At 36.1% G+C, this 13704-nt stretch carries 7 protein-coding genes; 4 read left to right on the top strand and 3 right to left on the bottom strand.

What is annotated here, in order from left to right; all coding sequences use genetic code 11:
- A partial coding sequence (gene acnB, locus AC3DU7_RS10055; protein WP_488039213.1) for a bifunctional aconitate hydratase 2/2-methylisocitrate dehydratase occupies positions 1–2315 on the bottom strand: 2315 nt, incomplete at its 3' end.
- A gap of 1144 nt (positions 2316–3459) precedes the next feature.
- Between acnB and AC3DU7_RS10050 the strand changes: the two genes are divergently transcribed.
- The gene (locus AC3DU7_RS10050; protein ID WP_488039212.1) at positions 3460–7539 is read left to right on the top strand and encodes a PAS domain S-box protein; all 4080 of its coding nucleotides are present in this window, start codon (positions 3460–3462) and stop codon (positions 7537–7539) included.
- Positions 7540–7883: 344 nt separating this feature from the next.
- Here the strand turns inward: AC3DU7_RS10050 and AC3DU7_RS10045 are convergent, their stop codons facing one another.
- Complete coding sequence (locus AC3DU7_RS10045; protein ID WP_488039211.1) at positions 7884–8033, bottom strand: hypothetical protein; 150 nt, start codon at positions 8031–8033, stop codon at positions 7884–7886.
- A gap of 261 nt (positions 8034–8294) precedes the next feature.
- On the opposite strand from AC3DU7_RS10045, the gene AC3DU7_RS10040 reads away from it, so the two are divergent.
- Entirely contained in the window at positions 8295–8984 is a 690-nt protein-coding gene (locus AC3DU7_RS10040; protein WP_488039214.1) for a diacylglycerol/polyprenol kinase family protein, read from the top strand.
- A gap of 658 nt (positions 8985–9642) precedes the next feature.
- Here the strand turns inward: AC3DU7_RS10040 and AC3DU7_RS10035 are convergent.
- Positions 9643–9792: an isochorismate synthase gene (locus AC3DU7_RS10035; RefSeq protein ID WP_488039210.1), complete on the bottom strand. Its 150-nt coding sequence runs from the start codon at positions 9790–9792 to the stop codon at positions 9643–9645.
- Positions 9793–11199: 1407 nt separating this feature from the next.
- Here AC3DU7_RS10035 and AC3DU7_RS10030 point away from each other — a divergent pair.
- On the top strand, positions 11200–12585 hold the full coding sequence (locus AC3DU7_RS10030; protein ID WP_488039209.1) for a nicotinate phosphoribosyltransferase: 1386 nt from the start codon (positions 11200–11202) through the stop codon (positions 12583–12585).
- A gap of 89 nt (positions 12586–12674) precedes the next feature.
- A complete protein-coding gene (locus tag AC3DU7_RS10025; RefSeq protein WP_488039208.1) occupies positions 12675–13625 on the top strand; it encodes an ADP-ribosylglycohydrolase family protein in 951 nt (316 codons plus the stop codon).
- Positions 13626–13704 lie beyond the last annotated feature (79 nt).

Here is a 13704-nt window from a genome sequence, read left to right as displayed (position 1 = left end):
ACCCCATTTTCAACACGCGCTTGATTTCCCATACACAAAGAACATCCAGGCATTTCCGTCCGCGCACCAGCAGCAGCAAACACACCATACATTCCTTCCTCCCGCAACTGTTTCTCATCCATACGAGTTGGCGGACATATCCACAATACACCTTTGACTCGCCCTGCACCTTCCAATACTTTCGCAGCAGCGCGATAATGACCAATATTTGTCATGCAGGAACCGATAAACACTTCATCAATTTTATCCCCCGCACATTCCGACATCAATTTAATATTATCCGGGTCATTGGGTGCTGCCACAATAGGTTCCTTAATCTCATTCAAATCTACCTCAATAACTTCCGCATATTCTGCATCAGCATCCCCAGACATCAACTCTGGATTTGCCAACCATTGCTCCATCTTGGCAACCCGACGCATAATAGTCCGTGCATCTGGATAACCCCGTGCCACCATATTTTTCAACAAAGTAATATTAGAACGCAGGTACTCAGAAACAGTCTCCGTACCCAACTTAATTGTCGAACCAGCACAAGAACGTTCCGCAGTTGCATCAGTCAATTCAAAAGCTTGCTCAACCTTCAAATCTGGCAAACCTTCCATTTCCATAATTCGTCCGGAGAATACATTCTTCTTATTCTCCAACGCAACAGTTAACAACCCTTTTTGAATTGCAACATAAGGAATAGCATTGACAATATCCCGCAATGTTACGCCCGGTTGTAACTTACCCTTAAACCGAACCAAAACAGATTCTGGCATATCCAATGGCATTAAACCCAGAGCTGCTGCAAATGCTACTAAACCAGAACCCGCAGGAAAGGAAATTCCCAGAGGAAAACGAGTATGAGAGTCGCCCCCTGTTCCCACTGTATCCGGTAACAACATCCGGTTTAACCAAGAGTGAATAATTCCATCTCCCGGACGCAATGCTACTCCACCACGAGCAGAAAAGAAATCAGGTAACTCTTTGTGAGTCTTAATATCAACTGGTTTGGGATAAGCAGCAGTATGACAAAAACTCTGCATTACTAAGTCGGAGCTGAAACCTAAACAGGCGAGTTCCTTCATTTCATCCCTGGTCATAGGTCCGGTAGTATCCTGAGAACCCACTGTTGTCATCAATGGTTCGCAAGCTGTTCCCGGACGAACTCCTGGTAAACCACAAGCTTTACCCACCATTTTCTGTGCCAAGGTGAAACCTTTTCCTGTTTCTGCTGGCATTTGGGGACGGGTGAATGCAGTACTGGTTTCTAATCCTAGAGCGTTGCGAGTTTTATCAGTGAGGGTACGCCCAATTAATAGGGGAATACGTCCACCTGCTTGTACTTCGTCGAAAATGGTTTCTGGTTTGAGGGTGAATGTGGAAATTATTTCTCCTGCTTCGTTGCTTATCTCGCCTTTGTAGGGATGAATAGTTATTACCATTCCTGTTTCCATTTTGGTAACATCACATTCGATGGGTAATGCACCGGAGTCTTCGGCAGTATTGAAGAAAATCGGAGCAATTTTACCACCGAGAATATAGCCACCCGATCGCTTATTGGGAATATGAGGAATGTCTTCTCCAATATGCCATAGCACTGAGTTACAGGCAGATTTCCGGGATGAACCTGTACCGACTACATCTCCAACGTAGGCAACTGGATGACCTTTTTGTTTTAATTCCGCAATAGTTTTCAACCCTTCTGGCATTTTTGACTCTAGCATCGCTAATGCGTGGAGAGGGATGTCGGGGCGGGTAGTGGCATGGGGAGCTGGTGAGAGGTCGTCAGTGTTGGTTTCGCCAGGAACTTTGAAGACAGTGATGGTTATTTTTTCTGGGAGTTGGGGGCGAGTGGTAAACCATTCTGCTGCTGCCCAAGAATCTACTACTTGTTTGGCGTAGGGGTTGGTTTGTGCCAATTCTATAACATCGTTGAAGGCATCGTAGACTAGCAGAATTTTGCTTAAAGCTTTAGCTGCTGTGTTTGCTAGTTCAGAATTTTCTGATTTGAGTAGCTCAATCAGAGATTGAACGTTATAACCGCCGACCATTGTTCCTAATAGTTCCACTGCGTAGATGGGGGTAATTAGAGGACTGGTAATTTCTCCTTTGGCAATACCTGTGAGAAATCCGGCTTTGACATAAGCTGCTTCATCTACTCCTGGCGGTACCCGATCGCGCAGTAATGCCATTAATTTTTCTTCTTTTCCTGCTGGTGGATTTTTCAGCAGTTCACATAATTCTGATGTTTGTTGGGCATCTAGTGGCAGTGGTGGGATTCCTAAATCTGCTCGTTGTTTAACATGATTGTTATAGTTGTCTAACATTGTTTGGGTGTCCTCCGGGTTTACATTGTCAATTCTAATACTTTAGATATTTTTTTCAGGGATATCTTTGATGCAATATCCCATCAATATCAATATAAAAGGGTAACGTAACTAAAAAAACAGTGGATTTCAATACTACTCAGTTGTCTATTTTATACAGACTATTGTTTATCAAGTTATTAAAATTTTATATAAATATTTCAGCTATGCTATAGTTATATGATAGAGCTAATTTTTGATCGCTACCGACTTGAAGAAGTATACGGAAGTCAGATAGGGGAGTCGCCGGATTGGTGACGTATAAAGCTCAGAAGGAGCGAAGTGAAAAAAGTATTAACTATACATATAGATATCTCTAGAAAAGAGGCAACAGCTTATCTGGCAACAGGTAGAAATAATTGATAATTTATAGATAAGATATGGATTTGATTTTTGGAGATTTCTAATAATTTTAGTCTATTATTCCACATCGGATCGGTTGCTGACTATTTGTGACAACTGATATAGCACTACGCATTAAGGTGTTTGACATTTCTAAACCCTGTTTCCTATCCTTACCCGAAAACTCTTTAAAAGTTTACTATTGCCTTTTTGTGATAGCGATCGCTTACATAGATAACTTCACCATTTATGTTTTAGATATCCCCTAAAATTTACCATTTTTAAATTCATAAATCTTCATAAAGTCTATTAAGAAAAATTTACAAATTACTTGAAAGTTTAATTTTTTAGATTAAAATTAAATCTGTGTTGTAATATTAAAAATTTATCACAAGATAATTTTTAGGTTATAGGTCAGGGTGTGATAATTTTTCAGATGCTATTTGATTTGATAATCTAATAAATGTAACTTTTATAATTAGGGATAGCCAACTACAGCAGTTTCCAAAGTTATGAGGTACTTACGTTGATTGTTTTAGGGAATAGCAGGGAAGATGGGAATTAGGGTAGCGAATAAGCACAAAGTATTTACCCATTTATTATAGCATATTAGCCTGAAATATGCTGTATTTTAAATCAATTGTATAACATAGTAACTAAAAAAATTAGAAAATACAATCAAAATAAGATTAAAATAAATCAATAATTTAAAGATAACTTTATAAAAAAATTTAAAAGTTAAAATATAGGTGTTTAGTAAGCTATGGAACAAAATGAAGAATTGTGGAAAAATATTGCTGAAGTAATGCCAGTAGCAATAGTAATTAGCCGTACCGTTGATTGTGTGATACTTTTCAATAATAAACTCTTTGAATTCACCTTTGGACTAACTGGTCAAAAATTAATTGGTCGTCCCAAATCAGATTTTTACTGCAATCCTCAACAATGCGAATTGTTACTCGCAAATCTGCATCAAGGAGATGTCGTGCGCGACCGTGAAGTGTACTTAAAAAAAGCAGATGGCACACAGTTCTGGGCTAAGGTATCAATGCATTCCATAAAGTTTAATGGAGAAAATGCAATACTGTCAATATTTTTGGACATCTCAGAACGCAAATTTGCCCAACAGTCACTAAAGAGACAAGCTTTAACTTTTGAGAATATCTATGATGGGGTTATTCTTACAGATATTAATGGTCATATTATTGATTGGAACCCAGGAGCAACTAGAATTTTTGGCTATAGCAAAATTGAAGTTTTGGGTAAGACCCCAGGCATTTTACACAAGCCACAAGAAGCTCCTGTGTTAACTCAGGAAATTCTCAAGAAGATGAAGGAAAATGGGCGCTGGGTAGGAGAAATAAACTTCATTCGCAAAGATGGCAGTGAAGGTGTATGTGAAACGACAGTTGTGCCGATGCTAAATAAATCTCATCACATAGTTGGAACTATAGGAGTTAACCGAGATATTACAGAGCAAAAGCAAGCACAAGTAAACGAATATCTACTTTTAGACCGTCTCAAATCTCGCGAACGTCAACAAGCAGCAGTAGCATTGTTAGGGCAAAAAGCTATAGCAACATCAGATTATCATACACTTCTCGATACAGCCACCACCATAGTTGCCAAAACTTTAAATGTAAAATTTAGCCAAATTCTAGAGTTGTTACCAGGAAATAATGCTCTGCTCCTTTGTGCTGGATTAGGTTGGAAAAAAGGGTTGGTTGGTAAAGCGACGGTTACTGCTGCTAAAGAAAAGTCTCAAGCTGGTTATACTCTTTTTGTTAATAAACCAGTTATAATTGAAGACTTTCGTGTGGAAACTAGCTTTTCTGGTTCTCCTCTACTACATAACCATCACATAGTTAGTGGTGCTACTCTCATCATACCTAACTTGAAAATTAAAGCATATAAAACAACTGTTCCTGAAGAAACTCATAAAGTCTGGGGTATTTTGGGGGTTCATAGTTGTGAGCATCGAGAATTTACCCAGGATGAAATATACTTTCTCGAAGCGGTCGCCAATATTATCGCAATTGCTATTGAGCGTCATGCTAATGAGGAACACTTAAAACTGATGAAGCGGGCTATTGATAGCAGTAACAATGGCATCGCGATCGCTGATGCTACTCAGCCAGATAATCCCATTATCTATGTTAATCCTAGTTTTGAACGCATCACAGGTTATCAAACTGAAGAACTAATTGGAAAAAGTTGTCTATTTTTGCAGGAAAAATTAACAAATCAACCAGCAATTTCTAAGTTAAGAAATGCAATTTTACATGGTCAAGAATGTCATGTTATTTTGCAAAATGTACGGAAAGATGGCACATATTTTTGGAATGAACTCTTTGTTGCACCAGTTTACAACTCTCAGCAGCATTTAACACATTTTATTGGTATTCAAACAGATGTTACAGAAAGATTCCGTTGGGAAGCAGAATTATTTATTAAGTCCCAAGCTTTAGAAAAATTTAGTTCTAGTCTGAAGCAACTACATAGAATTGCTACTTGTAATTATTCTAATATAGAGGAATTTTTTGCTGATTATCTCCAAGCTGGTTGTGAAATTTTCGGCACGGATACTGGTATTATTGGTGAAGTCAAGGAAGAATTCTATATTATTAGAGCTGTACAATCAAAACAAGATTATTTTGTACCGGGAATAAAATTTAATTTATGCGATATTTTATGTAACAAAGTAGTAAAAGAACAAAGAACAATCTGTATTTATGATTTAGACTCCTCGGAAGCAAAAGGTATGCCAATCAAATTCTATATTGGTACTCCAATATTTGTAAATCATCAAATATATGGTACTTTATGTTTCTTATGTCCTCAAGCAAGAACTACAGAATTTGAATACTATGAAAAAGAAATTATTGAATTAATAGCTCAAGGCATTAGTAGATTTATTACAGCTCATCAAATAGAGTTAGAACGCCAGCAAGCTGAAGCGTTACTGCGAGAAAGCGAAAAACGTTACCGTCGTTTAGTAGAATATTCGCCTGTAGCGATATCAGTAATTTGGATGGAAAAAATTGTCTATATTAATGCTGCAGGCGCTCAGTTACTTGGTGCAAAATCTCCAGCAGAAATTATCGGTCAATCAATATGGAAATTTATTCATCCAGATTACATAGAAGTAGAGAAACAGAGACTGCAAAAAGTTCAGCACCAAAGACAACAAACACATTTAGAAGAAGAAAAGTTGATTGCTCTGGATAGAACAATTATAGATGTTGAAATAACTGGAATACCCTATACTTATTATGACAAGGCGGCAGTACAAATAATTATTAGAGATATCACTCAACGCAAACAAGCACAGCAAAAACTGCTTCATGAAGCTCTTCATGATGCACTGACAGGTTTACCAAACCGTACCTTACTATTTGATAGATTAGAACAAGCACTGCGTCGGTCTAGACAACATTTAGATTATGAGTTTGTTGTTCTTTTTCTAGATTTGGATCGGTTTAAAGTAATTAACGATAGCTTGGGACATTATATAGGAGATCGACTATTAATAGCGATCGCCAAGATACTACAGAGTTGTATTAAAGCATCTGACACTCTGGCGAGATTAGGAGGAGATGAATTTACAATCTTATTAGAGTATCCGCCCGATATTAGCTATGCTGCTAGAGTAGCTCATCAAATTAATCAAAAACTTGCTAAACCTATTTATATTGAAGGACATGAAATTTTTACTACAGCTAGTATTGGCATTGTTCACAGTCGCGGAAATTTTGCTAATCATACTGATGAAAATCATCCCCCTATTTGTCCTATCTACAATAGTCCAGAAGATTTGCTACGAGATGCGGACATTGCTATGTATAGGGCTAAAGCTTCTGGTAAAGCAAGACATGAAGTATTTGATGCGATCATGCACGACCAAGCTATATCTTTGCTGGAGCTAGAAAATGACCTCCGACGAGCTGTAGAAATGATTAAACAAGATCCAGCTAATTCTCAATTTATCTTAAATTACCAGCCAATTATTTGTTTATCTACAGGTGAAATTACAGGTTTTGAAGCTTTGATACGTTGGGAACATCCAACTAAAGGCTTGATTTCTCCAGGACAGTTTATTCCTTTAGCAGAAGAAACTGGTTTAATTGTTCCTATAGGAATGTGGGTATTACGAGCTGCTTGTCATCAATTAAATATTTGGCAGAAGGAATTTAAGCATCAACATCAAGAAACATCTTTAACTGCTAAGTGTTTATCCCGGATTAAAAATGGTAATGGTAAATGTGATACTAATTGCCCTGCGTTTAATTCTGCTTGTGAATTTCCTAATTACAATTTGACTATGAGTGTTAATATTTCTAGTCACCAAATTTCACAACCAAATTTAGTAGAAGAAATTGAGGAAGTTTTGCAAGCAACAGACTGTAAACCTAATTGTTTGAAACTAGAAATTACTGAAACAGTGATTATGGAAAATGTGATTTTAGCAACCACAGTATTGAATCAATTGAAAGATAGAAATATTAAATTATCAATTGATGACTTTGGTACAGGTTATTCATCATTAAGTTATCTACACCAATTCCCAATTAATAGTCTAAAAATCGATCGCTCTTTTGTTAGTCTATTAGATTCGGATGTTACTGGTCAGTCGTTAAAAATTGTCAGTGCGATTATTGCATTAGCTCATAATTTAGGTTTAGAGATCGTTGCAGAAGGAATAGAAACTCAAGAGCAAATACAAAAACTCAAGCAACTTCAATGTGAAAAGGGACAAGGATATTTATTTTCAAAGCCAGTGGATAGTTACGAAGCAACTAAACTACTTCATAATTTTAACTATCATAAAATATTGCATTTGTAAGCATTAAGCGGTCAGCAGTCAGCTATCAGCTCTTATACCAATTTCATAAAATATTGCAAAGCGTGAGGACACAGGGAACAGGGAACACCGGAGCTGGGAACAGGGAACAGAGAAAGAAAAACATAAATATTAAAGAGGAAAAAAGGTGGAAATTTTAGAATTTATGGAATTTATAATTTTTTCTTTTAAGAAGAAATCACAAATTAAGATGTAACTGCCTTTTTTGAATTTGGTATTAGAAGTAATTATTGATTAGAAATAAACCTCTCCGGAAAAGAGGGAGTAGGCAGTAGGCAGTAGGCAGTAGGGGGAAATAATTGATGATTTATGCGTATGGGATTGATTTAGTTTTTGATTATCACCAGATGTCTAATACCATTTCTCAAAAGTCTTGCTACATCTCCTTGACAGTAGGGAGTAGGGAGTAGGGAGTAGGGAGTAGGGTGAAAAGAGATAAGATATCTTGGTTTAATGCCGAGAATACTTACAAACATGATTCAAACATTATTATTACTTAATAACTGAAGTCCCACGGGAAGTATAGCATTATTTTTGGGAATTGGTATAATAGGTGTGGAAATTAAAAAATAAATTATTATCCATAAATGGTCAATTATTTCTCCCTGTTCCTTCTTTTCTGGAGATGTCTATTACTCACATTGCTGATAGCTGAATGTTGACGATATTTTGCATAAGTCCTGATATTATTTGGTAATATTATTTCTGTTGAATTAAGTTAAGAATTTATATAATTAATAGTGGCAATAATCAGTACATTTCCCAATATTTTTGTCCAAGTTTTTCTGGTCGGAGCATGGTTAGGAATTATTTTAATTTTTGCTGAAGTACTTAACCGCTTTGCCAAAGTAGACCCAGAAATATCACGAAAAGTAGTTCATATTGGCACAGGTAATGTAATTCTATTAGCTTGGTGGTTACAAATTCCTGCCTGGATAGGTATTATGGCTGGAATTCTTTCAGCAGCGATCGCTTTAATTTCCTATCGACTGCCCATTCTTCCCAGTGTTAATAGTGTGGGGCGCAAAAGTTTAGGCACATTTTTCTATGCACTTAGCATTGGCATTCTTATCGGTTGCTTTTGGTTTCTCAAACAACCTCAATATGCTGCCCTGGGTATTTTAATTATGGCTTGGGGCGATGGTTTAGCTGCTGTTATTGGTCAAAATTTTGGCCAACATCCTTATCAAGTTTGGGGGATGAAGAAAAGTTGGGAGGGTTCCTTAACTATGTGTTTGGTTAGTTATGTTATTTGCAGTTTGATTCTTTTTGCAGTGCAAGGCAATATTTGGCAAACCTGGATAGTTGCTATTCTTGTGGCGTTAGGTGCTACTGCTTTGGAGACTCTATCAAAAGTTGGTATTGATAATTTAACTGTGCCACTGGGTAGTGCTGCTTTATGCTTTGCGTTAAATCAATTTTTATAGAGGTAGGGAAAAGGAAAATTTGGGTTTTATACCAGTTTAAAAAAAGAATGCTACAAAAAGGTAGATATCGATCGGATCTGCTTAAAAATAGCCGATCCAGTTTATTTGAGATAGTTATCTATATCTTTTTTCCCTTTTTTTCAAAATTTAACCCTTCTTCCTTCTTCCCTCTTCTTTCTTTCGTAGGGATGTTGCATGCAATATCCCTACCATTTGTAACAAACATTTATCACGCTTGGTGTTACATATTTTGCATTGGAATTCTTGTTTGAGAAAAAAAGGAAGTAGAAGTATAAAGATAGGTTACCTTTTCTGCAAAGATTCATTTTTTACTGAAAGATGGGTTTTCAAACTAATAAAATCAAGTCTTATTGAAAAACCATAATAAACTTTGTTTCTTTCTGATTAAACTGTGTGGACTTTGTATACAAAGTCTCTAAATTATGGTTAGTTAATTTTGATTTGATTTTATTAGTTATGACAGAACTTATTTTTTTCTACTACGCTTAACAATTTTACTGAACTTTTTGTAAGCTGTTGTGCATTTAAACCACTTAATTTGTTATTTGCCTAATTAAAAAGATAACCCTTATTACTTCTGACTTTTGACTTCTAACTTCTGACTTGCTAAGACATATTTAAAATACGTCTTAGCTTACTATTCTGCCCAATTAGGTCCGCGATAAGGATCTCCTTCAAAAGGATTTACACCAATCATTGGGTACATATCATCACTAGGACCAAAAATGCGACTAATTGCTTCTGAGATATAAACAACAGCCTCTTCAATAGATTGGAAAATATTCATAATTGTTACCCCTTTTTTGTCAATAAAACTTTTCTTTCCTCAACACTTTTATTCTAGCTACTTCTTTTCTGATTTGATGATAGTTGTAACATTTGTTTGGAGGTTGTATTATTTTGCAACTACTTCCAACAGGAATCGATATAAAGTGTGAATAATTTAGGTTTTATCTTTAGAAAAATTTACTTTAAACTTGTATTATTTTAGGTAAAAAAACTCACATGGTTATCTATATTATCTTTAAACTGTAGTATAACATATTGACTACAAAAGTATTAAATGCAAGGCTAATTATTATTAAAGTTACTATATTTATCGCTAATAAAATTTTGAGGTCAGCATTTCCTGTGGAATGCTGCGCAGACAGCTTTTAGCAGTCAGCATTGAGTGCAGATAATGAATAATATTAAAGTAAGCATTTCCTCCGGAATGCTGCGCAAACAGCCGTCAGCTATCAGCTATCAGCTATTGCTTTTAGTTAGTGATAAAAGCTTTATTAATTGAGAAGCGAAAAATCTTACTACAAAAGTCAGCTCTAAAGTCTATATTCATTTAAACCCTGTCCTAAAATACAGGGTCTTATTGCTGACAGCTGACGGCTAATAGCTGAATGCTTACATATTAAATCCGTTTAATTCGGTATAAAAAAATATTCCATCTTTACCCAAAGCGGAAAGAATTCTGAGTTCTCTTATCTTCTGAGTTCTGGATTGCAGAATTGCTGGATTCTGATTCACTATCTTATTACACCGATACTACCGGATTTGATCTAATACCATTTCCCAAAAATAATGCTATGCTTCATGACGACTTCAGTTATTAAATAATAATAATAGTTCAGTAATGTTTATAACGATTATCGGTATTAAACCAAGATATCTTATATTTTTTAACCCTACTGCCTACTGCCTACTGCCTACTCTCAAGGAGATATAGCAAGACTTTTAAGATTTGATATAATTCTTTCTCAGGTTGAAGGACCATACTTTTGCAGTAAGTTTGTAATTCTCTCTAAATTTTTTAATTATTTTTACCTAAAAATTGTGGTCTAAAGCCTCTTATTTTAAGGGTATAAAAAGTTGTCGATCTTCGGAGCTTCCCGTAGGATGGTATGATTCCTAAACTTGCTCCTTAACGAAGTCAGAAGTTAGAATTTATGTTTGGGGGATTTGAGCAAGGCCCCAAAAATATTGCGCCTTTTAAAGCGGGGTTTTAGACCCATATTATTTTGATGACTGATGGCTGAATTTACATTTTGAGATACAGTTTTTATCTAGCTAGAAATAACTTTAGAAGTGAAATAAGTAGAAGAGTTACTGATAGTTTTACGAACAATTATCAAAATCCACTGGACAGATATAGTAAAAATTACTATAATTAAAATTAAGAGCTTAGTTAAAAAGTTGTCCAATGACACAAGAAGATCAAGAACTTTCTCTCTCGCCAGAAGATTACAGTTTGTTAACAGACCTCTACCAATTAACAATGACAGCTTGTTATATTGGGGAGGAAATAGACCAACGGCAAGCTAATTTTGAGATATTTGTGCGAAGACTCCCGGTAGGTTTTGGCTATCTCATTGCCATGGGTTTAGCAGAAGCATTAGACTATTTAGAAAAATTTCGATTTAGCTCCGCACAAATTGAGGCTTTACAGTCAACTGGCATATTTGCCAATGTGCCTCATAAATTTTGGTCGGTTTTGGCAGAGGCTAAATTTACTGGAGATGTATGGGCAGTACCAGAAGGAACAGCCATATTTCCGAACCAACCCCTACTGCGGATAGAAGCTCCACTTTGGCAAGGACAGTTAGTGGAAACATATCTATTGAATACTCTCAACTACCAAACTTTAATTGCCACAAAAGCAGCTAGAATGCGCGATATTGCAGGCCATGAAGCAAAATTATTTGAATTTGGCACCAGACGTGCATTTAGTCCCCAAGCTAGTATTTGGGCAGCTCGTGCTGCTTTAGCAGGTGGGATGGATGCTACTTCTAATGTTCTGGCAGCTTTGAAACTAGGTCGCAAACCTGTAGGAACAATGGCTCATGCTTTGGTGATGGCAATATCTGCTGTTGAAGGTACGGAGGAGGATGCTTTTCATGCTTTTCAAAAATATTTTCCTGAAGCACCCCTATTGATTGATACTTACGATACATCGGCAGCTACTCGCTTATTGGCACAACGAGTTAAGCAGGATGAAATACAGGTAAGTGGGGTAAGGTTAGATTCAGGAAATTTAGTCCAATTATCCCAGGAGGTACGATCGCTACTACCAGAAGTGGCTATTTTTGCTAGTGGAGATATAGATGAGTGGGAAATAGCTAGACTTCAGCGGGAGAATGCTTGTATAGATGGGTATGGTATTGGTACTAAGTTGGTAACTGGTGCCCCTGTCAATGGAGTTTATAAATTAGTAGAAATAGACGGCATTCCTGTGATGAAAAATGCTACGGGAAAGGTGAGTTATCCTGGTCGAAAACAAATATATAGATATCTGGAAAATGGTCAGTTAAAACAGGATTATTTGGGATTAATGGACGAAGATGTATCGAATCAAACAGAACATCAGACTGATTCTTTCATAAAATTAATGTCACAAGTAGTTAAAGATGGGAAAATAGTGCAAAAATCGGAAAATCTAGAAGCGATCGCTAAACGTACTGCTGCTTCTGTTGCTAGTTTGCCTCCAGAAATTCGTAGCCTAGAAAATCCTAATTTGCCACCAATGAAAATTTCTGATAACTTACAAGAACTTACACAAAAAACTCGGCTAGATATCTCCAAAAATTAAAAATAAAATCAATTCTTATCCATAAATTATCAATTATTTTTCCCTGTTCCCTATTCCCTATTCCCTATTCCCTCTTTTAAGATTAAATTATGAATAATTCCCAAGTACTATCAGGTTTAATGGGCGTGTGTATTGGAGATGCTTTAGGCGTACCTGTAGAATTTTCCAGTCGCAACGAAAGAACAATTAAACCTGTCACAGAAATGATTGGTTATGGCGCACATAATCAACCACCAGGCACCTGGTCAGACGATAGTTCAATGACATTATGTTTAGCTGAATGCCTGTGTGAAGGATTTGATTTAGAAGCGATCGCTCACTCTTTTTATCGGTGGCGTTATGAAGATTATTGGACTCCTCATGGTAAAGTTTTTGATATTGGAGGTACTACTGCTGGAGCTATTTCTCGGATTAAAAAAGGTGTCTCAGCAATAGAAGCTGGAGGTAAAGAAGATAGAAATAATGGCAATGGTTCGCTAATGAGAATTTTACCCCTAGCTTATAACTATAAAAACCTTGAATTTCCAGATTTAATTCAGCAAGTTCATGATTGTTCTTGTGTAACTCATGGTCATTTAAGGTCACAAATGGCTTGTGGTATTTATATTAGTATAGCTATTTGTTTATTAGAAGGTTTAGAAGTAAAGAAAGCATATTTACAAGGAATTGAAAATATTCAACAAATATATTCACAAGAAAAGTATGCAGAAGAGATATCTCGTTTCCGAAAAGTACTGGATGGAGAAATTGAAACTCTACCTGTAACCAGAATTCATGCAGGTGGTTATGTATTAGATACATTAGAAGCTTCTTTATGGTGTTTATTAACTACAAATTCTTTTGCCGAAGCTGTTCTAAAAGCAGTAAATTTAGGGGAAGATACAGATACAACTGGAGCAGTAACAGGAGGTTTGGCTGGAATTTATTATGGTATAGAAAATATGCCAAAAGAGTGGATAGAAGTTATTGCTAGAAAAGATGATATAGTCAAATTAGCTACTCGTTTAGAAACTGCTATTTTATTAATGGATAATGGATAATGGATAATTACTTCTCTCTAAAAGGAAATAGTAAGACAATTAATAAAGCTTTTATCCTAAAAAAAAGCAATAACTTATG

The sequence above is a fragment of the Okeania sp. genome, from assembly GCF_983059655.1.
Note: the sequence above shows the minus strand (reverse complement) of the source record. Positions and strands in the feature narration are given on the sequence as shown.